Here is a 23,617-nt window from a genome sequence, read left to right on the forward strand (position 1 = left end):
GCTTGAAAAGTCATTTCTCTAACTAAAAGTCACACGCCACATTGCCAGTCGTCACTTTTCCGGCCCGTTTTTAAACCTTTTTAGCTTTCTGTGTTCTAGTTATCACTTGCGCGTTTGCGCGGCTACGAATGTGCCGCTAAATTGCCATCATTGATACCGAGCATTTTGTCATGCGTATAGACGGCGTTTCATCCCAGTCCTACCCGATCAAGCGTCGGCCTCGTGCGGGTAAATCCGCTGAGCCCGAAAACTTCGATGATATCGATGGCGACCTGGAATTTCCGTCCGAAGAGCAACTGGCCGCACGTGCCGCCAAAGCCTCTGCGCAGCGCCTGAGCAATCTCCCCGCCCGTCAGCAGGACATGCTGTATCACCGCGCCATGAGCCGCAGTGTCGCCACGGCCCTTGCCAGTTATTTGAGCACTGCCGGTTTTGTCGACTGGGATATGGAAGTGCTAGGGCTCGACCTCTACATCTGATGCGGTTGCCTTATTACCTGGGCTGCCCATCCTGGAGCGAAAACGCCTGGCGCGATTATCTTTATCCCCAAGACGCAAAAAGCTCCGACTTCCTGAACCTCTATAGCCAGGTTTTCAATGCCGTGGAAGGCAACACGACCTTCTATGCGAGCCCGTCTGCGGCCACTGTCCAGCGCTGGGCGGAAATCATGCCCGAGCATTTTCGTTTCACGGCCAAGATCCCGGGCGACATCAGCCATGGCGGCGACTTGCGTGAACACCTGACCGCCACTGAAGCCTTCGTTCAACTGCTCAGCCCGCTGGGCGAGCGCGTCTCGCCGTTTTGGCTGCAGCTGTCCAAGGCCTTCACGCCCAATCGGATGCAGGAGCTGGCGGCGTTTATCGACGCGTTCCCGAGCCCGTTGGCGGTCGAGGTCCGTCACGACGAGTTTTTTGCCAAGGGAGATGCCGAGCGCCGGCTCAATCGCCTGTTGCTCGATCGCGGCGTGGAACGCATCTGTCTCGATCCACGGGGCTTGTTCAGCTGCGCCTCGACCGATCCCTCAGTGATCCATGCGCAATACAAGAAGCCTCGGGTGCCTACGCGGCCAGCGGCTTTCACTCAATGCCCGCAGGTGCGCTTCGTCGGCCATCCAGTGGTGGAAGCCAACGAGCCGTTCCTGACGCCCTGGGTGGAGAAAATCGCCGAGTGGATCGAAGAAGGGCGCACCCCGTACATGTTCCTGCACACCGCCGACAACCTTCTGGCGGCAAAGCTCGCGATGCGTTTTCACAGCCGCTTGATGAACCGTTTGCCTGGCTTGCCGGCCCTGCCTGAGCTATATAGAGAACCCGCCGCCGAGCAACTGGGATTGCTCTAAGGCAAACCCTCTCATTGCTCAGGAGCGACTCTGATGGATGCACAAACCCGGCGAGCCCAGGCGTTCAAGGCCCTGCATGAACGCGAAGGGGCCTTTGTAATTCCCAATCCGTGGGATGCCGGATCGGCGAAGATGCTCGCCAGCCTTGGCTTCGAAGCCTTGGCGACCACCAGTGCCGGCCACGCTTTTTCCCTGGCGCGGCCCGATGGTGCTCTGGGCCTGGATGACACCCTGGCCAACGTGCGAGCGATTGTGGCGGCCACGGATCTGCCAGTGGCGGTCGACCTGGAAAACGGCTTTGCCGATGCGCCCGACGCATGCGCGGCCAGCCTGCTGCGTGCGGCAGAGGCCGGGGCGGTGGGGGGCTCCATCGAGGACGCCACCGGGCGCGAAGAAAGCCCGATTTATCGTTTCGATCAAGCAGTGGCGCGGGTCAAGGCCGCGGCCGAGGCGGTGCGCAGCCTGCCGTTCCCGTTCCTGCTCACCGCCCGCGCGGAAAATTTCCTGCACGGCAAACCCGACCTGGACGACACGATCCGACGCCTCAAGGCGTTCGCCGACGCAGGCGCCGACGTGTTGTACGCGCCAGGATTGAGCAGCGCCGAACAGGTCCTCGCGGTGGTACAAGCGGTGGCGCCCAAACCGGTCAATGTGCTGATGTCCGGCGCCCTGGACCTTACCGTGGCGCAGTTGAGCGAACTGGGCGTCAAGCGCATCAGTGTCGGCTCGGCGTTGGCGCTGGCGGCCTATGGCGAGTTCTTCCGCGCCGCGCAGGAAATCCAGCAGCAAGGCACGTTCACCTTCACCCGTCGCTCGATGCCATTCAAGCAGGCCAATCAATTATTCAAGGGCTGATGCCCGGGGCGTTGTCGTGCGGTTTTTCAAAGGTTTGATGGTGGTGCTGCTGATCGTCGGCGCCGCAGTGCTTGGCGTATGGCGCGGCTGGTTGTCGGTGCCGCCGCAATGGAATCCCTGGGCGCCGCTGGACGTCAGCGCCCCGCCGAACATGCTGACCCGCTACAAGCTGATGGCCCTGCGCAACGACCCACAACTGTGCGACCAGGCGCTCGCTACGTCAGGGCTTCGGACCTCTCGCCAGGCGGACAGCGGCGCCAACACCACCTGTCCGTTGACCAATGTGTTGCGAGTGCAGGGCGGCGAGGTGGCGCTGAGCAGCAGCTTCCTGGCCAGTTGCCCGCTGGCCGTGGCTTTTGCGTTGTTCGAGCGCCATGCGCTGCAGCCGGCGGCAACGGCGGCCTATGGGCAGAAAGTCACGCGTGTCGATCATCTGGGCAGCTTTGCCTGTCGCAACATGTACGGCCGTGAGAGCGGGGCGCGCAGCCAGCACGCCACCGCCAGCGCGCTCGATATTGCCGGGTTTCGCCTGGCCAATGGGAAGGCGATCAGCGTGCTCAGGGACTGGCCGAAAGACAACACCGATGCGCAGTTCCTGCGGCAGGTGCGAGATGGCGCCTGTGAGATGTTCAGTGTGGTGTTGAGTCCGGACTACAACGCGGCGCACCGCAACCACTTCCATCTGGATGTAGGGCCGTGGTGGATCTGTCGGTAAGAATCAGGCGGCGATACGAAGGTTCTGCAGAACGATCGGACGTGCCCAACGGGTATCGAAATCGAGTTGCTTCTGCTGCGCCACCAATTCCTCTTCCGGGAACGGAGGGAACGGTTTATCCAGCAAGTCGAGTTCGAACTCGGCGATCGGCAGGTGCAATGGACGCGGGTGCGGCGCCGGGCCCGGTTCCGACTGTGGCTGGCCGGCTGTGAGGACGATCGGGCGAACCCAGTTGCTCTCGAAGGTTTGCTGCTTTTGCTGGGCAACGATTTCTTCGGGCGGGAACGGTGGGAACGGTTTGTCCAGCAAATCCAGTTCGAACTCGGCAATCGGCAGGAACAACGGCTCTGGCGGCTTGACCTGGGTTTCCTTCACGTCGCAGGTGCGCTGGCTGACGATGTGCTCCAGCAGCTCGGCGCCAAGGGTCGGTTCAACCGCTTCATCGAGGGCGACGGGCTGGTAGCTGCCAGGCGCCGGTGCGTTTTCACCCAGTTGATCGGCCAGGGCCCGGGCAAAAAAATCCTGCCACAGGTGACTGACGCCGCTCAGCGCTTGGGTGTTACGCAGGCTGTAATCGCCGTAAGGGGAGATAACGCCTATCGATGTGGATTGAATGTCTGACATTTTTCTCGGTCGACGCTCAGCTCTGGCAAAATGCCGTTCACCGTTGTTATCGGCTGGTTTTGCCGATCCTTAATTTTTTCGAGCGTGTTTTCATGATTGAGCAACCCGCGGCCTGCCGCATCCATGTCGAGGCCTTGATTCCGGCGTTCCAGCCCCAGGCCGAACAATGGGCAGAGCGGCTTGGCCTGCCTTTGCAAGTGGACGATGGCGAGTTTGCCTTGCAGGTCGGCGAGCAGGGATTGCAATTGCAGCAATTGGGTCCGGACGCGCCGGGACCGGTGCGGGTGGATTTCGTCGAGGGTGGCGCGGCCCATCGGCGCTTGTACGGCGGTGGCAGCGGTCAGATGATCGCCAAGGCGGTCGGTGTCGCCCAAGGTGTGCGTCCGCGGGTACTCGACGCCACGGCCGGGTTGGGCAAGGACGCGTTTGTGCTGGCGAGCCTGGGCTGCGAAATGAGCCTGATCGAGCGCCAGCCGCTGATCGGTGCACTGCTGGAAGATGGCCTGGCCCGTGGCGCGGAAGATTTCGACGTGGCGCCGATCGTGGCGCGCATGCGTTTGCTCAAGGGCAACTCCATCGAGGTGATGCGCCATTGGGAAGGCGAGCCGCCCCAGGTGATCTACCTGGACCCGATGTTTCCCCATCGAGAGAAAACCGCCCTGGTGAAAAAGGAAATGCGCCTGTTCCGACCTTTGGTGGGCGATGACAATGACGCACCGGCGCTGCTGGCCGCGGCGCTGGCGCTGGCGACCCACCGGGTGGTGGTCAAACGCCCGCGCAAGGCGCCTTGCATCGAAGGGCCGAAGCCGAGCCATGGGCTCGAGGGCAAATCCAGTCGGTACGATATCTATCCCAAGAAGGCGCTCAAGGCTTGAAACCGAGGCGCCCCCGTTCGCGAGCAGGCTCGCTCCCACACGGAACACCACGATCCCTTGTGGGAGCGAGCCTGCTCGCGAATGAAGCCCCCAGGTGATGGCGCTTGGGAACTAAGGCCGATAGGCCCGCATGAACAACCCCACCACTTCCTGCACATGAGCCTCGGCCGCCTCGGCGTCTTGCGGTCCGTCGCAGCCGTACAGCAACCTGAAGTTGGCCGCCCCCTTGATCAGGCAGAAAAAATGCTCGGCGGCATTTCGCGGTTTGTCGATGCTCAAGGCGCCGCTCTGGTTGACCTTGCTCAATAACCGCTCCATGCCGCAGAGCATGCGTTGCGGGCCGGCCTCGTAGAAAATCGTCGAGAGCTTCGGATCCTGACTACCCAGGGCGACCATTAGCCGATGCAGATTCACCGACTCGTCGCTGTTGATCAGTTGATTGAAGCCTCGGGCGATGTTCAACAACACGTGTTCGATCGGGACGCCTTCGACCCATTCGAAGAACAGCGGCGGCACTTGCTCCTCGCACTTGGCGATCACCGCGGCGGAAAACAGCGTTTCCTTATCGTTGAAGTGGCTGTAGACCGTCAGCTTCGATACGCCGGCCTCGGTCGCCACCGCATCCATGCTGGTACTGGCGTAACCCAGGCTCAGGAAGAGATTTTTGGCCGCATCGAGAATGGCCTGGCGTTTGGCCAGATCCTTCGGACGACCAGGGCCGCTGGGAGGGGGAGGATTGTTCGACATTCTTCGCTTTAATACTGGACTGGTGAGTTTGCTATTAATAACATACCCGCCAGTATAATTATTCCAAGCATCATTAGCGAAAGGTCATCCACCATGTTCCGCTATGTCCTGCCCCTCGCCGTGCCAGTCAGCCTGGCTTTTTTATTGTCTGCGTGTGGCCACGAAGAGCCGGTGGCCGTCACCGTCCGTCCGGCCATGGTGGTCAAGCCCGAGCCCTCGGCCCAGGCGATGGACAGTTATCCTGGCGAAGTGCGGGCGCGATTCGAGCCGGACCTGGCCTTTCGCATCGGTGGCAAAGTCAGCCGACGGCTGGTGGAGGAGGGGCAGCGGGTCAAGGCCAATCAACCCTTGGCTGAACTCGATCCCGAAGACGTGCGTCTGCAACTCGAGGCGAGCCGGGCCCAGGTCGCTGCCGCCGAGGCCAACCTGAGCCTGGTGCGTGCCGAGCGTGACCGCTACAAGACCTTGATGGAGCGGCAGATGGTCAGCCGCTCCCAATACGACAACGCCGAAAATCTTTTTCGCTCCGGGGCCGCGCGGGTCAAGCAAATCAAGGCTGAATTCGACGTTGCCAGCAACCAGGCCAGCTATTCGATTTTGCGTGCGCCCCAGGATGGCGTCGTGGCCCGGCGTTCGGTGGAAGTGGGTCAGGTCGTGTCGGCCGGTCAAACCGTCTTCACCCTGGCCACCGACGGTGAACGCGAGGTGCTGATCAGCCTGCCGGAGCAGAGTTTCGGTCGGTTCAAGATTGGCCAGCCGGTTTCGGTCGAGCTGTGGAGCCAACCTGACCAGCGCTTTAGCGGACGTATCCGCGAACTCTCGCCGGCCGCCGATCCCAGATCCCGCACCTTCGCCGCTCGTGTCGCCTTCACCGCCGGCAGCGTCCCGGCGGAACTGGGCCAGAGCGCCCGGGTGTTTATCCAGAATGCCGAAAAGGTCCCCCTGTCAGTGCCGCTGTCGGCCCTCACCGCCGAGAACGGCGCGACTTATGTCTGGGTGGTCAACCCCGACAACACCCTCAAGAAAGTCCCGGTGCGTGTCGGTGCCTTTGGCGAAAACAACGTGCCGGTGCTTGAAGGCCTGGGTGCCAATGACTGGGTGGTGGCCGCTGGCGTGCATGTGCTCCTGGACGGCCAGCAGGTGCGGCCGGTGGATCGCTCCAACCGCGTAGTCAACCTGGCGGCCAAGGAGTAACCCCCGATGGGCTTCAATCTTTCCGAATGGGCGTTGCGGAACCGCCAGATCGTACTGTTCCTGATGCTGTTGCTCGCAATCGTCGGGGCGCTTTCCTACACCAAGCTTGGCCAGAGCGAAGACCCGCCGTTCACCTTCAAGGCCATGGTCATTCGCACGATCTGGCCAGGCGCCACGGCTGAGGAAGTGTCGCGCCAAGTCACCGAGCGCATCGAAAAGAAGCTGATGGAAACCGGCGATTACGAAAAGATCGTCTCGTTCTCCCGCCCGGGCGAATCCCAGGTGACGTTCATGGCTCGCGACTCCTTGCATTCCAAGCAGATTCCCGAGCTGTGGTATCAGATCCGCAAGAAAATCAGCGATATCCGGCATACCTTGCCGCCGGGTATCCAGGGGCCGTTCTTCAACGATGAGTTCGGCACCACGTTTGGCAATATCTACGCACTCACCGGTGACGGCTTCGATTATGGCGTGCTCAAGGATTATGCCGACCGCATCCAGATCCAGCTGCAGCGGGTCAAGGATGTGGGCAAGGTCGAATTGCTCGGCCTACAGGACGAGAAAATCTGGGTCGAACTGTCGAACGTGAAACTGGCGACCCTCGGCCTGCCGCTGGCGGCGGTCCAGCAAGCCCTGGAAGCGCAGAACGCGGTGTCTACGGCCGGATTCTTCGAGACCGCCAGCGAGCGATTGCAGCTACGGGTTTCCGGGAATTTCCAGACCGTGGAAGAGATCCGTGACTTTCCGATCCGCGTGGCCGACCGCACCTTCCGCATCGGCGATGTAGCAGACGTGCGTCGCGGCTTCAACGATCCACCCGCGCCGCGCATGCGGTTCATGGGCGAAGATGCCATCGGCCTGGCCGTGGCGATGAAGGAGGGCGGTGACATTCTTGTGTTGGGCAAGGCCCTGGAAGTCGAGTTTGCCCGCATCCAGAACACGCTGCCGGCCGGTATGCAATTGCGTAAGGTTTCCGACCAGCCCGCGGCGGTGAAGACCGGCGTCGGCGAGTTCGTCCAGGTGCTGGTGGAAGCGCTGACCATCGTGTTACTGGTGAGCTTTTTCTCCCTGGGGCTGCGTACCGGGATGGTGGTGGCGCTGGCGATTCCGCTGGTGTTGGCGATGACCTTCGCCGCGATGTACTACCTGGGGATCGGCTTGCACAAAATCTCCCTCGGCGCGCTGGTCTTGGCCCTGGGGCTGCTGGTGGACGACGCGATCATCGCCGTGGAGATGATGGCGATCAAGATGGAGCAAGGCTTCGACCGGATCAGGGCGGCCAGCTACGCCTGGACCAGTACGGCGTTTCCGATGCTCACCGGGACCTTGATCACCGCGGCGGGCTTCCTGCCGATCGCCACCGCCCAATCGGGCACCGGCGAGTACACCCGTTCGATTTTCCAGGTGGTGACCCTCGCACTGTTGGCTTCCTGGGTGGCTGCCGTGGTATTCGTGCCGTACCTGGGGGAAAAACTCCTGCCGGACCTGGCGAAGATTCATGCGGCCAAGCATGGCACAGTGGACGGCCAGCCCGATCCCTACGGCACGCCGTTCTACCAGCGTGTACGGCGATTGGTGGAGTGGTGTGTGCGCCGGCGCAAGACCGTCATCGCGTTGACCGTGCTGCTGTTCCTGGGCTCGGTGGTGCTGTTCCGTTTTGTCCCGCAGCAGTTTTTCCCGGCGTCGGGGCGCCTGGAGCTGATGGTCGATTTGAAATTGGCCGAAGGCGCTTCGTTGGTCAACACCGCCGAGCAGGTCAAGCGCCTGGAAGCGTTGCTCAAGGACCACGCTGGTATCGACAACTACGTCGCTTATGTCGGCACCGGTTCACCGCGTTTCTATTTGCCCCTGGACCAACAACTGCCGGCGCCGAGCTTCGCCCAATTCGTGGTGTTGGCCAAGACCATCGAAGACCGCGAGCCGTTGCGCAGTTGGCTGATCACCACCCTGAACGAGCAGTTCCCAACCTTGCGCTCGCGGGTGACGCGCCTGGAGAACGGTCCGCCGGTGGGCTACCCGGTGCAGTTTCGCGTGACAGGCGAGCACATCGAGGAGGTGCGGGCCCTGGCGAGGAAAGTGGCGACAAAAGTCAGGGAAAACCCCTACGTTGCCAATGTGCATCTGGACTGGGAAGAGCCCAGCAAAGTGGTCTATCTGAACATCGACCAGGACCGTGCGCGAGCCTTGGGGGTGACCACCGCGAATCTGTCGAGCTTCTTGCGAAGCTCCCTCACCGGATCCAGCGTCAGCCAGTACCGTGAAGACAACGAGTTGATCGAGATTCTGCTGCGCGGCACGGTGCATGAGCGCACGGAGCTGTCGCTGTTGCCAAGCCTGGCGGTGCCGACCGACAACGGCACGACCGTTGCCCTGTCGCAGATCGCCACGCTGGAGTATGGCTTTGAAGAGGGCGTGATCTGGCACCGCAACCGCCTGCCGAGCGTGACCGTTCGGGCCGATATCTACGGCAAAGAACAGCCGGCGACCCTGGTGCAGCAGATTTTCCCGACCCTGGATCCGATCCAGGCGGAACTTCCGGATGGTTATCTGCTTGAGGTGGGTGGCACGGTAGAGGACTCGGCCCGAGGCCAGAAATCGGTGAATGCCGGTGTGCCGTTGTTCATCGTGGTGGTGCTGACCTTGTTGATGCTGCAACTGCGCAGCTTCTCTCGCACGGCCATGGTCTTCCTCACCGCGCCGCTGGGGTTGATCGGCGTGACGCTGTTCCTGTTGGTGTTCCGCCAGCCGTTCGGTTTCGTTGCAATGCTTGGCACCATCGCCTTGTCCGGCATGATCATGCGCAACTCGGTGATCCTGGTGGATCAGATCGAACAGGACATCAAGGCCGGGCTTGCCCCGTGGCAGGCGATCATCGAAGCGACGGTGCGACGGTTCCGCCCGATCGTGCTCACCGCGCTGGCGGCGGTGCTGGCAATGATCCCGCTGTCTCGCAGCCTGTTCTTCGGCCCGATGGCGGTGGCGATCATGGGGGGATTGATCGTGGCAACGGCATTGACGCTGCTGTTCCTGCCGGCGTTGTATGCGGCGTGGTTCAGAGTCAAGAAGACTTGAACCGATTCTGATAGCACTGAAAATCAAATGTGGGAGCGAGCCTGCTCGCGATTGCGGTGCTACAGCCAACAGAGATGTTATGGCTGATACCGATATCGCGAGCAGGCTCGCTCCCACAGTGTTTTTGCGCTTGGCTTAGAGGGTGCCAAAAACCTTCTTCGCCAAACTGGTCGCCGCAGCCGCCGGATTCTGGCGAATGGTGGCTTCCTGTTTTGCGATCATCTCGAACAAACCATCCAGCGCCTGTTCAGTCACATAGTTCTCGACATTGGCGCTCTTGGCATCGACCACTCCCAGTGTCGCGGCTTGGCCGGCAAAGGCGTTGTATTGCTGGGCCAGGCCGACCTTGTCGGTGGCTTGCTTGACGATGGGCAGGAACTTGGCGCGAATCTGCTCGCGGCTGCTCTTGTTCAGGTACTGGGTGGCCGAATCGTTGCCGCCGCTCAATATGCCCTTGGCGTCGCTCACGCTCATGTTCTTCACGGCGTCGACCAGGATCGGCTGGGCCTGCACCACCGCGGCTTCGGCCGCCTGGTTCATGCTGGTTTCCAGCTGATCCACCTGGTCGCCCATGCCGAAGGCTTTCATCTTGCTGGCGACTTTGCCGAGCTTGCCTGGCAATTCAATCTTGACGTCCGGGTTGTTGCTGAACCCGCCTGGGGTGCCCAGCTGCTTGACCGCCACCTGGGCGCCTTGGGTCAGGGCATCCTTGAGACCACCCGTGGCGTCTTTCTGGGAAAGGTCGCCGAGGGACAGGGCCATGGCATTGGCGCAGATCAACAGGCCGGCGCACAGGCCGGTGAAACGAAGGGTAAAGCGGAGCATGGCAGCTTCCTTGAAGAGTGGAACAGGAATCAGCGTGCAGCGTTGACGCGAATCTTCAACGGCTGCGGATCTTTGCCATCGAGCTGCACGGTGTGTTGTTCAGTGCTGATGAACATCAACTGGCCGTCGACTTCGATGCGGGCGCTCACGGCATAACGGTGGCCGGGCTTGACCTGCGCCGGATCATAACTGAGCTTGAATGGTAATGGGACTTGGCCTTTGACGGGGCCCCGCTGCTCATCGACCGTCACGGCTGGCGCGTCGGCGAGGGAGACGTCTTGCAGGCTCACGGTCAAGGTAGCAGTGGGCGGCAAGGCGATGCGTTGCAGGTAGAACACCTCGCCGTCGAGGCTGTTCTTGCTGGCCAGCGGCGTGCTGGAGCAGGCGCTGAGCAACGTGGCAGCAGCGACGAGAAGAAGCTTTTTCATGGGGACATTTCCATATTGGGGGCCCCAATGAAATCCTGGGGCCTGTGACAGAATCAATCCTGGGTGACTGGCGTGTCCGGAGCCATGGCGTCTTCACTGCGATGCAACGCCACCTGGCGGATCGATAAGCGAATCTCCGCCGGCAACACACGCTTGGCCGCGCCTTCGGCCAATTCGCCGAGCAGCTCGTGATAGCTTAGCTTGCCCGCTTCATCACGGCGCAGTACGTCGAGGTCGAGCATCGTCTGGATGAAGTGGCGGAACAGGCTCTTGTCGAAGAACTCCGGCGCGTTGAGTCCGTGCAGGATCGACAGCCGCTGGGCCATGACTGTGCAGAGGTCTTCCAGTTCTTCGGCGCTGATGCTGTTCTGCCCGCTGTTGAGCAGCAGCGAAACGGTCATGTAGAAGCGCTGCAAGGTCTGGGCGATGCTCTTCGATAGCAAGGTCAGCAGCACAAAGTGTCGAGAACTTGGAACGGGACGCAAGTACAGGTCTTTCTCGAAGCGCAGCAGGCCCTGCTCGACGAACGCTTCAAGCCACTGGTCTACCACATCGTCCAGTTCTTCCAGCGACCAGCGAATGAACAGCTCCGATTGCAAGTACGGATACAGGGCTCGTGTATAACGCAGGATCTGTTCGCGGCTCATGCGCGAGCTGCTCTGGAAGAAGCTCGCCAGCAGCGCCGGAAGGGCGAAGATGTGCAGCACGTTGTTGCGGTAGTAGGTCATCAACACGGCGTTCTGTTCATCCAGATACAGAATCTTGCCCAAGGCATCGCTCTGTTCCGACAGCAGGTCCATGCCTTTGACATGCTCGATCAACGCCCGGCCGTCGCCCTCAGGCAAGGTGGTATGGGGCGAATAGGGCACTTTGCGCAGCAGCGCGAGGTACAAGTCCAGCACGCGGGCCATGGCCTGGTCGTCGAGAGCCAGTCGGCTGGTGGACAGCAATGCCAAGGCGACAAGGTTGACCGGGTTGATAGCGGCCGCCTCGTTCAGGTGCCGCGCCACGCGTTCGCCGAGGCGGTTGGTGGTCGCGTTGAGCCAGGCCGGCTTGAATTGCGGGCCCAGCTCCTGCTGGCGCCAGCCAGGTTGCTCGCCGTCGAGGAATTCCGCCAGCTTGATAGGCTCGCCGAAGTTCACCGCCACTTGGCCGAAGCGTTGCTTGAGGGCGCCGATGACCTTGAAGATGTCGAAGATCGACTCCTTCTTCTTGCTCGCGCCGCGCAGTTCGCCCAGGTAGGTACGGCCTTCCAGGACCCGCTCATAACCGATGTACACCGGCACGAAGACGATGGGCATGCGTGACGAGCGCAAGAAGCTGCGTAGGGTAATGGCGAGCATGCCGGTCTTGGGTTGCAGCATGCGCCCGGTGCGCGAACGGCCGCCTTCGACGAAGTACTCCACCGGGAATCCCTTGGTAAACAGCGTATGCAGGTATTCGTTGAACACGGCGGTATAGAGCGGGTTGCCCTTGAACGTGCGGCGCATGAAAAACGCCCCGCCGCGGCGCAGCAGGCTGCCGATCACCGGCATGTTCAGGTTGATGCCGGCGGCGATGTGCGGTGGCGTCAGGCCATTGCGAAACAGCAGGTACGACAGCAGCAGGTAGTCGATATGACTGCGGTGGCAGGGGACATAAATGACTTCATGGCCTTGGGCAACGTTTTGCACGCCTTCGATGTGGTTGACCTTGATGCCGTCGTAGATCTTGTTCCAGAACCAGCTCAGCACCACTTCCAGGAAGCGGATGGCCGTGTAGGTGTAGTCCGAGGCGATCTCGTTGCCGTAGCGCAGGGCCTGGGCTTTGGCTTTCTCCGGGGAGATCTTCTCCCGCTCGGCTTCTTCGGCGATGGCCTGCTTGACCAGCGGCTGGTTCAACAGACCCTTGACCAGATGGCGTCGGTGGGAGATGTCGGGACCGATGACCGCCGCTTTCAGGTTGCGAAAGTGTACCCGCAGGATCCGCTGGGCCATGCGCACGGTGCGTTCGTGGCCTTTATCGTGCTCGATCAGTTCGCGCAGATGGATCGGGGCGGAGAACTGCACGCGGGTCTTGCGCCCCAGGATCATGATGCTCAGCAATCGGCGCAGGCGTCCGGTGACCGCCCAACTGTCGGCGAACAACAGTTTCCACGGGCTGGATTCGCTGTCGGGCGATTGGCCCCAGAACACGCTGACCGGAATGATCTGCGCGTCCTCGGCGGCGTTGTGGGTCAGCACGTCGACCAGCCGCGTCAGGGTGGGCGGCGCACCGCGTTTATCCTGGCGCCCGAGCCAGTCCGGTGCCGGCGTCAGGTAGAAGAATGCCGCCGGCTCCAGCAGGTTTCCCACCGAGACCGGCAGTACCGGGCGCGGCAGGCCGGCCTTGGTGCATTCGGTGTCGAGCACCGCCAGGTCGGTCAGCGAAGGGTCTTGCAGGACGTAGAACACGGGGCGACTGCGGTCGAGGTTGAGGGTAAAGGACGACTGATTGATCGTCTCGGAGCGAACCCAGAGATATAAAAGTCGGCGCAAGGTGCCAAACACAAGACGGCGGAACGGGGAGCGGGTCATACGGCTTCTGCATGAGTGAATGGGATGGAGCGGGCGCCAGTGTGCCGGATTCGTCGAAAATCGGCAAAAAAGCACCGAAGTAAAGTCAGTTGAGAGTTTTTCCGGGTGTCATATACTCGGCCGGTTACTGCCCGGGGCTTCCAAACATGGACGTTCGGACGGTGGCTTAGGTTCGTACGGCTTTGCCTTTTCAATCGGGCGGGAAAAGCCGACTTAACAATAAGAAAACAGGAGTGAGCATCATGGCAACACGCGAAACCGGCAGTGTGAAGTGGTTCAACGACGCCAAGGGCTACGGCTTCATCCAGCGCGAGGGCGGAGCGGATGTGTTCGTGCATTACCGCGCGATCCGTGGCGAGGGCCACCGCTCACTGACCGAAGGCCAGCAGGTCGAGTACGCGGTCGTGGAAGGCCAGAAGGGCCTGCAGGCTGAGGATGTGGTGGGGTTGTAAGCCGCATTCACCGGCAACACAAAAACCTGTGGGAGCGAGCCTGCTCGCGAAAGCTGTGTATCAGACAATGACTCATTAACTGTCACACCGCTTTCGCGAGCAGGCTCGCTCCCACATTAGATCAGCGCTGGGCGCTAAATCACGCCGTTTTCCAGGTAATCTCTTCTTCCCCATCGGCGCTGATGCGGATCCAGCGGTCCGCCGATTCTTCCCCTTCTTCTTCCACCCAGGAGCCGGGCGCGCAGCGCACTTCGACGTTCAGCGCGGCGAAGGCGGCGCGGGCGCAGGCAATGTCGTCTTCCCACGGGGTCTGGTCACTTTCCAGATAGAGGCTGTTCCATTTTCCTACGGCCTTGGGCAGCCAGGTCACCGGAATGTGGCCAGCTTTGCACTTGTAGGTCTGGCCTTTCTGTACCCAGTCGCTGCATGGGCCCAGGGCCTCGCCTAGCCAGTGGGCGATGGCCTTGTGGTCAACGTCGGCGTCCTTCAGGTAAATCTCGATATCGGGTTGGCGCATGGATGTCCTCACTGCGGTCTTGAAAAATCCATTCGCGGATTTAGCTGGCCCCAAGCGATTGCCAGGGGCCAAAGGTTAATTATTGAACAATGAAATAATCGTAGCGCATCGACACCGTGACTTCGAACGGCTCGGCCTGTTCGATCACGTTGGCGCGGCGCTCGGCGCTGGCGCGCCAACCGTGGGGCGTCATCGCCAGCAGATTGGCGCGGTCCTGGCCGCTGTCGAGCGTCAGCTTGAATTCCAGGGTTTCGCTGTGATCCAGCGCCATGCCGGGCGGCACCAAGGCCAGGTGCTTGTCGTCCGTGTACTCGCGCACTTCGTCGTACAGGCGCTCGCGCAATTCCATCAGGTGGCCGGCGGTAGGGCCGACTTTCATCAGGCCGCCGCCGGGGCTGAGCAAGCGCTTGGCCTCTTGCCAATCCAGCGGGCTGAACACACTCGCGAGGAACTGGCAGCAGCCATCCGCCAGCGGCACCCGGGCCATGCTGGCGATCAACCAGGTGAGCCGCGGGTTGCGCTTGCAGGCGCGCTTGACCGCTTCGCGGGAGATGTCGAGGGCATAGCCATCGGCGTTGGGCAGGGCATCGGCGATTTGCGCGGTGTAGTAGCCCTCACCACAACCGATGTCGAGCCAACGCCCAGGTGCCCGTTCAGCGGCCAATTCGGCCAGGCGCCGGGCGACCGGGGCGTAGTGCCCGGCGTTGAGAAAGTCGCGGCGAGCTTCGACCATCGCCTGGTTGTCGCCGGGGTCGCGGCTGTTCTTGTGCTGCACCGGCAACAGGTTCAGGTAACCCTGCCGCGCACGGTCGAACCGATGCCCGGCGGGGCACACCACGCCGTTGTCCACCGCGTTCAGCGGTTCACTGCAGATCGGACAGGCGAGCATCAGGCGAGCAACTTGATCAGCGTCTTGTAGTAGATCTCGGTGAGGACGTCGAGATCGGCCGCCAACACGCGTTCGTTGACCTGGTGGATAGTCGCGTTGACCGGCCCCAGCTCCACCACTTGCGTGCCCATGGTGGCGATGAAGCGACCGTCGGACGTGCCGCCGCTGGTGGAAGCTTTCGTCTCGCGGCCCGTCACGTCCTTGATGCTCGACGACACGGCGTCCAGCAGGGCACCCGGCTCGGTGAGGAATGGCAGGCCGGACAAAGCCCAGTCGATGTGCCAGTCCAGCTGATGCTTGTCGAGGATATCGGCGACGCGCTGTTGCAGGCCCTCGACGGTGGATTCAGTGGAGAAGCGGAAGTTGAACACCGCTTCCAGATCGCCGGGGATCACGTTGGTCGCGCCGGTGCCAGAGTTCAGGTTGGAGATCTGGAAGCTGGTCGGTGGGAAGAAATCGTTGCCATGGTCCCAGTGCTCGGCGGCCAGTTCGGCCAGGGCCGGCGCGGCCAGGTGGATCGGGTTCTTCGCCAGGTGTGGATAAGCAACGTGACCCTGTTTGCCGCGTACGGTGAGTTTCGCGCCGAGGGAGCCGCGACGGCCGTTCTTGACCACATCGCCCACCAGCGTGGTGCTCGACGGCTCGCCGACGATGCACCAGTCCAGGCGCTCCTGGCGGGCCTTGAGGCGTTCGACCACGGCTTTGGTGCCGTGGTGGGCCGGGCCTTCTTCATCGCTGGTGATCAGGAAAGTCAGCGAGCCCTTGTGGTCCGGGTAGTCGGCGACAAACCGCTCGGCCGCCACAACCATCGCCGCCAGGCTGCCTTTCATGTCCGCCGCGCCGCGGCCGCAGAGCATGCCGTGTTCGTCGATGACCGCATTGAACGGGTCGAGCTGCCACGCCTGCACCGGACCGGTCGGCACCACATCGGTGTGGCCGGCGAAGCACAGCACCGGGCCGTCCTGCTTGCCATGGCTGGCCCAGAAGTTATCCACATCCTCGATGCGCATCGGCTCCAGCTTAAAACCGGCGTCGCCCAGGCGCTGCATCATGATTTTCTGGCAATCGGCATCCAACGGCGTCACGGACGGACGGCGGATCAGGTCGATGGCGAGTTGCAGGGTCGGCGAAAGGTCGGCGTGGGCCGTCATGGAAGCTCCGGGAATAATGTGGACGCAAGGCTAGTGCGGGAGCAGGCTGGCTCGCGCAAAATGGCGGTTATCTTATAGCAAAACGACTCTCATGGGCCCCCTGGTGCTGGTCGGTTGGAACACAAATCCTGTGGGAGCGAGCCTGCTCGCGATGGCGGTGGATCAGTCGATACTCTATTGACTGGATTGACGCCATCGCGAGCAAGCTCGCTCCCACAAGGGGAAATTGGTGGGATTCAATTCGCGAACAGCTCGAATTGCCACGGCAAAGCCCTATAATGCGCGCCGGTTTTTGGGGTAACGGTCATGAGTACAGAAGATCCACGGTTTGCCGGCATCGCCCGTTTGTATGGCATCGAAGGCCTGGAGCGCCTGCGGGCGGCCCATGTGGCAATTGTCGGTGTTGGCGGCGTCGGATCCTGGGCGGCGGAAGCCATTGCCCGTTGTGGCGTGGGCGAGATTTCGCTGTTCGACTTGGACGACGTCTGCGTCAGCAACGCAAACCGCCAACTACACGCCCTGGATAGCACCGTCGGCAAGCCCAAGGTCGAGGTGATGGCCGAGCGGCTGCGTGGCATCAACCCCGATTGCACCGTGCATGCAGTCGCGGACTTCGTCACCCGCGACACCATGGCCGAGTACATCACGCCGAACATCGACTGCGTGATCGACTGCATCGACAGCGTCAACGCCAAGGCCGCGCTCATCGCCTGGTGCAAGCGCCGCAAGATCCAGATCATCACCACCGGCGGCGCGGGCGGGCAGATCGACCCGACGCTGATCCAGGTCTGTGACTTGAACCGCACCTTCAATGACCCGCTGGCCTCCAAGGTGCGCTCGACCTTGCGCCGCGATTACGGCTTCTCCCGCACCGTGACCCGCCACTACAGCGTGCCGTGCGTGTTCTCCACCGAACAGCTGCGCTACCCGAAACCGGATGGCAGCATTTGCTTGCAGAAGAGTTTTGTCGGAGACGGCGTCAAGCTCGACTGCGCCGGCGGGTTCGGCGCGGTGATGATGGTCACGGCGACGTTCGGCATGGTCGCGGCGACCAAGGCTGTGGATAAGATTGTCGCGGGCGTGCGGCGGCCGGCGGACAGGGTCAAACCCGGGGAGTGATGCAGCGCAGTTGACTAAGGGACCTGTGGCGAGGGAGCTTGCTCCCGCTGGGCTGCGCAGCAGACCCATTAATGTTAGCGCTTCGCGGTCAAGCGGGAGCAAGCTCCCTTGCCACAGGTTATTGCGTCAGTTCGCGCATGCGCTTCAACACCGCATTCAATCCATTGCTGCGCGACGGCGATAGCTGCCGCGATAACCCCAACTGATTGAACCAATCCGGTAAATCCACCTGCTGTAACTCGTCAGCGGATAAGCCATTGACCCGCGCGAGCAACAACGCCACCAAGCCACGGATCAATCTCGCATCGCTGTTGGCGGAGAACTGCCAGTGGCCGTCGCGCAACTGCCCCACCAACCACACCTGGCTCTCACAGCCGTGGACAAGGTTGGCGTCGCACTTGTCTGCATCGCTCAATGGCGCCAGGCGATCGCCCCACTGCATCAGCAGGCGGGCCCGCTGTTCCCAACCGGAGGCGTCCTGAAAAACTTGCAGCGCGGCGACCGCATCGGCAGGCAGGTTCATCGCAGCATCTCCAAGGCCTGGTCCAGGGCCTCGAAAAAACGTTCGAGATCGGCGGAGTCGTTGTACAGCGCCAGCGACACCCGAATCGCCCCGGACAGCTTCAGATGCCTGAACAGCGGCATTGCGCAGTGATGCCCGGCGCGCACGGCGATGCCTTGCTCGGTCAGCAGGTGCGCCAGGTCGGCATTGTGGATGCCGTCGACCACAAAACTGACGAGGGCCAGTTGCGGCTCGCCCACCAGGCGCACGCCGTTGCGCGCCTGCAGGCCGTGAAGCAGATAGTCATGCAGGGCAGTTTCATGATCGATGATCGCCTGACCGTCGAGGCCGGACAGGTAATCGAGGGTCGCTCCCAGGCCGATCACACTGGCGATAGGCGGCGTCCCGGCTTCGAAACCCAGTGGCGCCGGGCGGAAGGTGGCGCTGTGGTAATCGGCCTGCTGCACCATTTCGCCGCCAAACTGCCAGTGACGCAGTTGGCCAAGCGCTGCGGTGCGGCCAAACAGCACGCCCAAGCCTTCTGGGCCGTACAGCTTGTGACTGGAAAACACATAGAAGTCGCAGCCCAAGGTCTCCACATCATGACGACCATGGACGACGCCTTGGGCGCCATCGATGACCGTCAGCGCACCCTGCGCCTTGGCCATCGCCAGCAATGCCGGCAACGGCTGCCAAGTGCCAAGCACGTTGGACAATTGGCTCACCGCCAACAGGCGCGTGCGAGGGCCGATAAGCTCGGCGGCCGCAGCGCTGTCGATAACGCCGTCGGCGTCCAGCGGCAGTACCACCAGTTTCAACGCGCGGCGCTCGGTCAGTTGCTGCCAGGGCAACAGGTTGGCGTGATGTTCCAGGGCGCTGACGACAATTTCATCGCCTGGGTTGAACAGGTGTTCCAGCCCGTAGGCGAGCAGGTTCAACGCCGAAGTGGCGCCGTGGGTGAATACGATCTGCCCGCAGTCACCCGCGTTGAGCCATTGTGAAACCTTGAGGCGACTGTCTTCGAATGCCTGGGTGGCCAGGGCTCCGGGCAGATGTTGCGCCCGGTGCACATTGGCCGCGCCGTTGGCGTAGTAATGCGCCAGAGCGTCGAGCAAAGCTTGGGGTTTTTGCGTGGTGGCGGCGTTGTCCAGGTAGGTCTGGCCTTGCCGTTGCAGGGCGGCGATGGCCGGGAAATCGGCACGCCAGGGGGATTGAATCAACATGCTTGCGGGCCCTGCTGGAGTTACGCCGGACCCTGCGGGAGCAAATCTGCTCCCACAGGTGATGGTGTGAAGCTTAGTTGTGCGCGTGCAATGCTTCGTTCAGCTCGATGGCCGACTTGTGGGTCTTGCATTCCACCGCGCCGGTCTCGGAGTTACGGCGGAACAACAGGTCCGGCTGGCCGGCCAGATCGCGGGCCTTGACCACTTTGACCAACTGGTTGTTCTCGTCCAGCAGGGCGACTTTGGTGCCGGCGGTCACGTACAGGCCCGACTCCACGGTGTTGCGGTCGCCCAGCGGGATACCGATGCCGGCGTTGGCGCCGATCAGGCAGCCTTCGCCGACCTTGATCACAATGTTGCCGCCGCCCGAGAGAGTACCCATGGTCGAGCAGCCGCCACCCAGGTCCGAGCCCTTGCCGACGAACACGCCCGCCGAAACCCGGCCTTCGATCATGCCCGGGCCTTCGGTGCCGGCGTTGAAATTGACGAAACCTTCGTGCATGACCGTGGTGCCTTCACCCACATAGGCGCCCAGGCGCAGGCGCGCGGCGTCGGCGATACGCACGCCGGCCGGGACCACGTAATCGGTCATTTTCGGGAATTTATCCACCGAGAACACTTCCAGCAACTCGCCACGCAAGCGGGCTTCGAGCTGGTGCTCGGCCAGTTCGGCCAGGTCGATCGCGCCCTGGCTGGTCCAGGCCACGTTCGGCAGCAGCGGGAAGATACCGGCCAGGTTCAGGCCGTGAGGCTTGACCAGACGATGGGACAACAGGTGCAGCTTCAGGTAAGCCTCAGGGGTGGAGCTCAGCTGGGCATCCTCGGCCAACAGGGTGGCGACCAGCGGCTTGTGGCTTTCAGCCAGGCGAGTCAACAGCTTGGCTTGCGCGGCGTCGACGCTGCGAAGTGCCTCGGCCAGTTGCGAGGCCTGAGCGGTGGTGAAAGTGATGGCCTGGTTGCCTTCGCTGTAGCCAAGGATCGGCGCGACGGCTGCCACGATTTCGGCCGACGGTTTGAGCAATGGCTGTGCGTAGAACACTTCCAGCCAGGCGCCTTCACGATTTTGGGTGCCGACGCCGAAGGCCAGGCTGAACAGGGTAGTGGACATGAAATTACCTCTACAAAATGGACTGGGCAGGCTTACTTTATTTCTGCCGCGTAGATATCTGGCTTGAAGCCAATCAGGGTACGGTCACCGAGGTCGAGCACCGGGCGCTTGATCATCGAGGGTTGGGCGAGCATCAGTTCGATGGCTTTCGTCTGGTCGAGATCGGCTTTGCGTTCGTCGTCGAGTTTGCGAAAGGTCGTACCGGCGCGGTTCAACACCACTTGCCAGCCATGCTCGTCGCACCATTGAGTCAGGTGCTCACGGTCGATGCCGGCGGTCTTGTAGTCATGAAAATCGTAATGCACAGCGTGATCATCGAGCCAGGTGCGCGCCTTTTTCATCGTGTCACAGGCTTTGATGCCGAAAAGGTGCAACGTTTTGCTTGAATCGGTCAAGGAACTGCCCCTGCAGGTGCCGGAAATAAAAGGTGAAGGATTATGCCATGACCGGACGGTTTCGCGGCGGCCCAGGTTGATGTACACCAAAACCGGTGGGAGCGAGCTTGCTCGCGATGGCGGTCTTACACCTAACATTGATGTTGACTGATACACCGCTATCGCGAGCAAGCTCGCTCCCACATGGAGTCGTTGCGACATTGCTACAAAGGCCAAGCCCATGCTAGGTGGTTAATATGGCACTTCAACGGCGAGCTGTTGCCGGGTGTGTAACGCTTACTGCGTTCGGAGCGAGGTGGAATCTGGAGTCGATCAATAGAGGCTGGGTCAGAGCGGAAGGTAAGCCTTCACACCGGTGATCACGCCTTGCATGTCTTCAGAGCCCAGGCGAGGAACAAAGTACTCTCGACCCTTGGATCGAGTCTTTCTGTGTAGTTTATCCAGACGTTCAAAACTCACGGTATAGATCATGTCGCACTTTACCCACAGTTCTTTGTAGCCATCGGACTGGAGGGGATTGGTGCGGAGCAGGTGATGCCAGTCCTGCTGAGTCTGTGGCGTTGTGGAGGAAATCGGCACCACGGTACAGAGCTTGCGACTATGTGTGGCAGTGGGGGAGATCACCACCACCTTGCGGATCTTCAACATTTCAGGCGCAACAAAGCCCCGCGTGAAGTCACAAAGAAGAACATCACCTTGCTTGGGATGGTAAAAAAGAGGCATTCCTTATCCTCATGAAAAAGCAAAGCCGCCCGAAGGCGGCTTCAATCGACACGCAGTTGAGCTTGCTTCGCCCTTTCTGCGCCGCTGGGTCAACCCCCCGAGAGGGACCCAGACTCCTGCCAGCTCTCGCTGGTGACGGGGTCGATTATGGCTACCGGCGATAGCGAATTCAAGCCAGTTTGAACCCTCGTAACAGGGTTAAATGAGGTCTGTCGGTTTACAACATCAGCGAAATCAAAGGCTTGGCGTTCGCGGTACGTTTTATGTCTTTTCTTGTCTGAGCAGATAGATCGTGGTCTGTCAGACGCGCCGAAGTTTCCGACACGTTTTTAAGGTTGTCCGTCGGAAGCGAGGGCTCTAGCCTCTGGGTGTCGCTGCCAATTCAGCGGTCGGACGTGAGAATCCGAACATCTCTAGGAGCACGGAGGATTACGCCCCCGAAAAGCTGCAAGAAGCCGCTAACCGTGTGCTGGATTAATATCTCAAGCCTGATGACGACAGCGAGCCAGAACCCAAGCCCTCAGTGCAGTTGTTCACTGTGGCTGAAGGTATCGACACCGAAGTGTTGCTGGCCAACCTCAGCAAAACCCTGGCTTCGGCCAATGCGTGCTCAACGACTTTGCCTTCGATCAGGACGGCTCGCGACGGCATGTAGCGTTGGGGGTGCCGCAGATGATTGAGTTGGGGGTGTTGTTGGCGAACAAGTGCCTGGATCGGGTAGAGCTTCGGACTTGATGTAATAAGTGCTGGCCTCTTCGCGAGCAGGCTCGCTCCCACAGGGTATGTGGTGTCAACAAATATGAGGTCTACATCAAACCCCTGTGGCGAGGGAGCTTGCTCCCGCTGGGCCGGGCTGGCGCTCCAGCGCGAAGCGGCCGTGAAACCGGGCAGCGCGGTATGTCAGGCAGATTGAGTTGACTGCTTTGGGCTGCTACGCAGCCCAGCGGGAGCAAGCTCCCTCGCCACAACAGCGGTCCGCTTCAGCGCGATACAGCCATCAACCCCGGCGCTGGATAAACGCTCGGATCCGCTCCGCCGCTTCCACGCATTCGGCCAATGGCGCAACCAGGGCCATGCGCACGCGGCCGGCGCCTGGGTTGACGCCGTCCATGTCGCGGGACAGGTACGAGCCTGGCACGACGGTTACGTGTTCCTGTTCGAACAAGTCGCGGCAGAAGGCGGCATCATCGCCCGCTACGTTCGGCCACAGGTAGAAGCTGCCATCGGGGCGTTGTACGTCCAGCACCGGGCTGAGGATTTCCAGCACGGCGTCGAATTTTTCCCGGTACAGGGCGCGGTTGGCTCGCACGTGCTCTTCGTCGTTCCACGCGGCGATGCTCGCCAGTTGGGTCTGAACCGGCATCGCGCAGCCATGATAGGTGCGGTACAGCAAAAAGCCCTTGAGGATATCGGCGTCGCCGGCCACGAAACCGGAGCGCAGGCCGGGCAGGTTGGAGCGCTTGGAGAGGCTGTGGAACACCACGCAGCGCTTGAAGTCCTTGCGGCCCAGTTCGACGCAGGCGGTGAGTAGGCCTGGCGGCGGGGTTTGTTCGTCGAAGTAGAGTTCGCTGTAGCACTCGTCCGAGGCGATGACGAAGTCATATTCATCCGCCAGGGCGATGAGTTTCTTCAGCACATCCACCGGGATCAGCGCGCCAGTCGGGTTGCCGGGGGAGCACAGGAACAGGATCTGGCAACGTTTCCAGATGTCCGGCGAGACGGCATCGAAATCCGGATTGAAACCGTTCGTGTCCAGGCACGGCAGGTAATGCGGCTTGGCCCCGGCCAGGAACGCCGCGCCTTCGTAGATCTGGTAGAACGGATTCGGGCTCACCACCAGGGCGTTGTCGCCACGGTTGACCACGGTCTGGGTGAAGGCGAACAGGGCTTCGCGGGTGCCATTGACCGGCAGCACGTGGCGCGCCGGGTCGAGCCAGCCGTTCGGCACGTTGAAGCGGCGCTCGCACCAGCCGGTGATGGCTTCACGCAGTTCCGGGATGCCGAGTGTGGTCGGGTACACCGCCATTTTTTCCAGATTGCTGGCTAGCGCCTCGGCCACGAAGCTTGGCGAGCGATGCTTGGGCTCGCCGATGGACAACGCGATCGGGCGCTTGTCCGGGTTCGGCGTGACGCTGCCGAGCAGGGCGCGGAGTTTTTCGAACGGGTACGGCTGGAGCTGGTTCAAAGCGTTGTTCATCGGGGGCCTCGTTCAATGTGGGCGCGATCCTTTGTGGGAGCGAGCTTGCTCGCGAATACGGTGTGTCAGTCGACAAAACCATTGACTGACCCGTCGATTTCGCGAGCAGGCT

At 61.5% G+C, this 23,617-nt stretch carries 23 protein-coding genes and 1 pseudogene; 10 read left to right on the forward strand and 14 right to left on the reverse strand.

Going from position 1 to position 23,617, the window contains the following annotated elements; translation table 11 throughout:
* Window positions 1-170 precede the first annotated feature (170 nt).
* Genes J3P81_RS05310 through J3P81_RS05325 form a run of 4 tightly spaced genes read left to right on the forward strand, consistent with a single transcriptional unit; the run spans window position 171 to window position 2,909 of the window.
* Window positions 171-479, forward strand: a complete 309-nt coding sequence (locus J3P81_RS05310; RefSeq protein ID WP_420764214.1) for a hypothetical protein — start codon at window positions 171-173, stop codon at window positions 477-479.
* On the forward strand, window positions 479-1,339 hold the full coding sequence (locus J3P81_RS05315) for a DUF72 domain-containing protein (protein WP_434562507.1): 861 nt from the start codon (window positions 479-481) through the stop codon (window positions 1,337-1,339). The genes J3P81_RS05310 and J3P81_RS05315 overlap by 1 nt, the downstream gene beginning before the upstream one ends.
* A 33-nt stretch (window positions 1,340-1,372) precedes the next feature.
* Complete coding sequence (locus tag J3P81_RS05320) at window positions 1,373-2,194, forward strand: isocitrate lyase/PEP mutase family protein (RefSeq protein ID WP_434562509.1); 822 nt, start codon at window positions 1,373-1,375, stop codon at window positions 2,192-2,194.
* A 16-nt stretch (window positions 2,195-2,210) separates the two neighbouring features.
* Window positions 2,211-2,909, forward strand: a complete 699-nt coding sequence (locus J3P81_RS05325; RefSeq protein WP_434562511.1) for an extensin-like domain-containing protein — start codon at window positions 2,211-2,213, stop codon at window positions 2,907-2,909.
* A 3-nt stretch (window positions 2,910-2,912) separates the two neighbouring features.
* Here the strand turns inward: J3P81_RS05325 and J3P81_RS05330 are convergent, their stop codons facing one another.
* Window positions 2,913-3,533, reverse strand: a complete 621-nt coding sequence (locus J3P81_RS05330) for an energy transducer TonB (protein WP_420764218.1) — start codon at window positions 3,531-3,533, stop codon at window positions 2,913-2,915.
* A gap of 92 nt (window positions 3,534-3,625) precedes the next feature.
* Between J3P81_RS05330 and J3P81_RS05335 the strand changes: the two genes are divergently transcribed.
* Window positions 3,626-4,408, forward strand: a complete 783-nt coding sequence (locus J3P81_RS05335; RefSeq protein WP_420764219.1) for a class I SAM-dependent methyltransferase — start codon at window positions 3,626-3,628, stop codon at window positions 4,406-4,408.
* A gap of 111 nt (window positions 4,409-4,519) precedes the next feature.
* Here the strand turns inward: J3P81_RS05335 and J3P81_RS05340 are convergent, their stop codons facing one another.
* Window positions 4,520-5,155 carry a TetR/AcrR family transcriptional regulator gene (locus J3P81_RS05340; RefSeq protein WP_420764220.1) on the reverse strand — a complete coding sequence of 212 codons (636 nt, stop codon included), beginning with the start codon at window positions 5,153-5,155 and terminating at the stop codon, window positions 4,520-4,522.
* 93 nt (window positions 5,156-5,248) lie between these two features.
* Here J3P81_RS05340 and J3P81_RS05345 point away from each other — a divergent pair, with 93 nt between their 5' ends.
* Both J3P81_RS05345 and J3P81_RS05350 read left to right on the forward strand, forming a co-directional pair.
* Complete coding sequence (locus J3P81_RS05345; RefSeq protein ID WP_420764221.1) at window positions 5,249-6,349, forward strand: efflux RND transporter periplasmic adaptor subunit; 1,101 nt, start codon at window positions 5,249-5,251, stop codon at window positions 6,347-6,349.
* 6 nt (window positions 6,350-6,355) lie between these two features.
* The gene (locus J3P81_RS05350; protein ID WP_434562513.1) at window positions 6,356-9,421 is read left to right on the forward strand and encodes an efflux RND transporter permease subunit; all 3,066 of its coding nucleotides are present in this window, start codon (window positions 6,356-6,358) and stop codon (window positions 9,419-9,421) included.
* A gap of 135 nt (window positions 9,422-9,556) precedes the next feature.
* On the opposite strand, the gene J3P81_RS05355 is transcribed toward J3P81_RS05350, so the two are convergent.
* The 3 genes from J3P81_RS05355 to plsB are packed head-to-tail and all read right to left on the reverse strand — an operon-like array spanning window position 9,557 to window position 13,229.
* Window positions 9,557-10,246, reverse strand: a complete 690-nt coding sequence (locus J3P81_RS05355; RefSeq protein ID WP_434562515.1) for a DUF4197 domain-containing protein — start codon at window positions 10,244-10,246, stop codon at window positions 9,557-9,559.
* 29 nt (window positions 10,247-10,275) lie between these two features.
* Complete coding sequence (locus tag J3P81_RS05360; RefSeq protein ID WP_420764223.1) at window positions 10,276-10,674, reverse strand: YbaY family lipoprotein; 399 nt, start codon at window positions 10,672-10,674, stop codon at window positions 10,276-10,278.
* 53 nt (window positions 10,675-10,727) lie between these two features.
* Window positions 10,728-13,229 carry a glycerol-3-phosphate 1-O-acyltransferase PlsB gene (gene plsB / locus J3P81_RS05365; RefSeq protein WP_434562517.1) on the reverse strand — a complete coding sequence of 834 codons (2,502 nt, stop codon included), beginning with the start codon at window positions 13,227-13,229 and terminating at the stop codon, window positions 10,728-10,730.
* A 242-nt stretch (window positions 13,230-13,471) separates the two neighbouring features.
* On the opposite strand from plsB, the gene J3P81_RS05370 reads away from it, so the two are divergent.
* Window positions 13,472-13,681: a cold-shock protein gene (locus J3P81_RS05370; protein ID WP_007927922.1), complete on the forward strand. Its 210-nt coding sequence runs from the start codon at window positions 13,472-13,474 to the stop codon at window positions 13,679-13,681.
* 139 nt (window positions 13,682-13,820) lie between these two features.
* Here J3P81_RS05370 and J3P81_RS05375 read toward each other — a convergent pair whose 3' ends face one another.
* The 3 genes from J3P81_RS05375 to dapE all read right to left on the reverse strand — a co-directional run bounded on the left by J3P81_RS05375 (window position 13,821) and on the right by dapE (window position 16,238).
* Complete coding sequence (locus J3P81_RS05375; RefSeq protein WP_420764225.1) at window positions 13,821-14,198, reverse strand: hypothetical protein; 378 nt, start codon at window positions 14,196-14,198, stop codon at window positions 13,821-13,823.
* Window positions 14,199-14,277: 79 nt separating this feature from the next.
* A complete protein-coding gene (locus J3P81_RS05380; RefSeq protein WP_434562519.1) occupies window positions 14,278-15,087 on the reverse strand; it encodes a putative RNA methyltransferase in 810 nt (269 codons plus the stop codon).
* Window positions 15,087-16,238 (reverse strand): succinyl-diaminopimelate desuccinylase, encoded by a 1,152-nt coding sequence (gene dapE / locus J3P81_RS05385; RefSeq protein ID WP_434562521.1) that lies wholly within the window; start codon window positions 16,236-16,238, stop codon window positions 15,087-15,089. Before dapE ends, J3P81_RS05380 begins: the two co-directional genes overlap by 1 nt.
* Before the next feature lie 306 nt (window positions 16,239-16,544).
* Between dapE and tcdA the strand changes: the two genes are divergently transcribed.
* Complete coding sequence (gene tcdA, locus J3P81_RS05390) at window positions 16,545-17,357, forward strand: tRNA cyclic N6-threonylcarbamoyladenosine(37) synthase TcdA (RefSeq protein WP_053182857.1); 813 nt, start codon at window positions 16,545-16,547, stop codon at window positions 17,355-17,357.
* Window positions 17,358-17,475: 118 nt separating this feature from the next.
* Here tcdA and J3P81_RS05395 read toward each other — a convergent pair whose 3' ends face one another.
* The 5 genes from J3P81_RS05395 to J3P81_RS05415 all read right to left on the reverse strand — a co-directional run bounded on the left by J3P81_RS05395 (window position 17,476) and on the right by J3P81_RS05415 (window position 21,308).
* Window positions 17,476-17,880, reverse strand: coding sequence for a SufE family protein (locus tag J3P81_RS05395; RefSeq protein WP_434562523.1), 405 nt, complete (start codon window positions 17,878-17,880; stop codon window positions 17,476-17,478).
* Window positions 17,877-19,082: an aminotransferase class V-fold PLP-dependent enzyme gene (locus tag J3P81_RS05400; RefSeq protein WP_434562525.1), complete on the reverse strand. Its 1,206-nt coding sequence runs from the start codon at window positions 19,080-19,082 to the stop codon at window positions 17,877-17,879. The genes J3P81_RS05395 and J3P81_RS05400 overlap by 4 nt, the downstream gene beginning before the upstream one ends.
* Before the next feature lie 73 nt (window positions 19,083-19,155).
* A complete protein-coding gene (gene dapD / locus J3P81_RS05405) occupies window positions 19,156-20,190 on the reverse strand; it encodes a 2,3,4,5-tetrahydropyridine-2,6-dicarboxylate N-succinyltransferase (RefSeq protein ID WP_434562527.1) in 1,035 nt (344 codons plus the stop codon).
* Window positions 20,191-20,222: 32 nt separating this feature from the next.
* On the reverse strand, window positions 20,223-20,531 hold the full coding sequence (locus J3P81_RS05410) for an arsenate reductase (protein WP_238349422.1): 309 nt from the start codon (window positions 20,529-20,531) through the stop codon (window positions 20,223-20,225).
* 381 nt (window positions 20,532-20,912) lie between these two features.
* A complete protein-coding gene (locus tag J3P81_RS05415) occupies window positions 20,913-21,308 on the reverse strand; it encodes a type II toxin-antitoxin system PemK/MazF family toxin (RefSeq protein ID WP_420764231.1) in 396 nt (131 codons plus the stop codon).
* A 409-nt stretch (window positions 21,309-21,717) separates the two neighbouring features.
* On the opposite strand from J3P81_RS05415, the pseudogene J3P81_RS05420 reads away from it, so the two are divergent.
* Window positions 21,718-22,043, forward strand: a pseudogene (locus J3P81_RS05420) (DUF6124 family protein).
* 262 nt (window positions 22,044-22,305) lie between these two features.
* On the opposite strand, the gene dapC reads toward J3P81_RS05420, so the two are convergent.
* On the reverse strand, window positions 22,306-23,505 hold the full coding sequence (gene dapC / locus J3P81_RS05425) for a succinyldiaminopimelate transaminase (RefSeq protein ID WP_434562529.1): 1,200 nt from the start codon (window positions 23,503-23,505) through the stop codon (window positions 22,306-22,308).
* Window positions 23,506-23,617: the final 112 nt, after the last annotated feature.

Source organism: Pseudomonas sp. R1-6 (assembly GCF_051132115.1).
In the GTDB taxonomy this organism is placed as follows: domain Bacteria; phylum Pseudomonadota; class Gammaproteobacteria; order Pseudomonadales; family Pseudomonadaceae; genus Aquipseudomonas.

Excerpts from the sequence above, each read along its gene's own strand:
- J3P81_RS05375 (WP_420764225.1), bottom strand. The coding sequence starts at position 14,198 with ATGCGCCAACCCGATATCGAGATTTACCTGAAGGACGCCGACGTTGAC.
- J3P81_RS05330 (WP_420764218.1), bottom strand. The coding sequence starts at position 3,533 with ATGTCAGACATTCAATCCACATCGATAGGCGTTATCTCCCCTTACGGC.
- dapC (WP_434562529.1), bottom strand. The coding sequence starts at position 23,505 with ATGAACAACGCTTTGAACCAGCTCCAGCCGTACCCGTTCGAAAAACTC.
- J3P81_RS05380 (WP_434562519.1), bottom strand. The coding sequence starts at position 15,087 with ATGCTCGCCTGTCCGATCTGCAGTGAACCGCTGAACGCGGTGGACAAC.
- J3P81_RS05395 (WP_434562523.1), bottom strand. The coding sequence starts at position 17,880 with ATGAACCTGCCTGCCGATGCGGTCGCCGCGCTGCAAGTTTTTCAGGAC.
- plsB (WP_434562517.1), bottom strand. The coding sequence starts at position 13,229 with ATGACCCGCTCCCCGTTCCGCCGTCTTGTGTTTGGCACCTTGCGCCGA.
- J3P81_RS05370 (WP_007927922.1), top strand. The coding sequence starts at position 13,472 with ATGGCAACACGCGAAACCGGCAGTGTGAAGTGGTTCAACGACGCCAAG.
- J3P81_RS05410 (WP_238349422.1), bottom strand. The coding sequence starts at position 20,531 with ATGAAAAAGGCGCGCACCTGGCTCGATGATCACGCTGTGCATTACGAT.
- J3P81_RS05335 (WP_420764219.1), top strand. The coding sequence starts at position 3,626 with ATGATTGAGCAACCCGCGGCCTGCCGCATCCATGTCGAGGCCTTGATT.
- J3P81_RS05315 (WP_434562507.1), top strand. The coding sequence starts at position 479 with ATGCGGTTGCCTTATTACCTGGGCTGCCCATCCTGGAGCGAAAACGCC.
- J3P81_RS05360 (WP_420764223.1), bottom strand. The coding sequence starts at position 10,674 with ATGAAAAAGCTTCTTCTCGTCGCTGCTGCCACGTTGCTCAGCGCCTGC.
- J3P81_RS05310 (WP_420764214.1), top strand. The coding sequence starts at position 171 with ATGCGTATAGACGGCGTTTCATCCCAGTCCTACCCGATCAAGCGTCGG.
- J3P81_RS05320 (WP_434562509.1), top strand. The coding sequence starts at position 1,373 with ATGGATGCACAAACCCGGCGAGCCCAGGCGTTCAAGGCCCTGCATGAA.
- J3P81_RS05400 (WP_434562525.1), bottom strand. The coding sequence starts at position 19,082 with ATGTTGATTCAATCCCCCTGGCGTGCCGATTTCCCGGCCATCGCCGCC.
- J3P81_RS05415 (WP_420764231.1), bottom strand. The coding sequence starts at position 21,308 with ATGCCTCTTTTTTACCATCCCAAGCAAGGTGATGTTCTTCTTTGTGAC.
- J3P81_RS05355 (WP_434562515.1), bottom strand. The coding sequence starts at position 10,246 with ATGCTCCGCTTTACCCTTCGTTTCACCGGCCTGTGCGCCGGCCTGTTG.
- dapD (WP_434562527.1), bottom strand. The coding sequence starts at position 20,190 with ATGTCCACTACCCTGTTCAGCCTGGCCTTCGGCGTCGGCACCCAAAAT.
- dapE (WP_434562521.1), bottom strand. The coding sequence starts at position 16,238 with ATGACGGCCCACGCCGACCTTTCGCCGACCCTGCAACTCGCCATCGAC.
- tcdA (WP_053182857.1), top strand. The coding sequence starts at position 16,545 with ATGAGTACAGAAGATCCACGGTTTGCCGGCATCGCCCGTTTGTATGGC.
- J3P81_RS05345 (WP_420764221.1), top strand. The coding sequence starts at position 5,249 with ATGTTCCGCTATGTCCTGCCCCTCGCCGTGCCAGTCAGCCTGGCTTTT.
- J3P81_RS05340 (WP_420764220.1), bottom strand. The coding sequence starts at position 5,155 with ATGTCGAACAATCCTCCCCCTCCCAGCGGCCCTGGTCGTCCGAAGGAT.
- J3P81_RS05350 (WP_434562513.1), top strand. The coding sequence starts at position 6,356 with ATGGGCTTCAATCTTTCCGAATGGGCGTTGCGGAACCGCCAGATCGTA.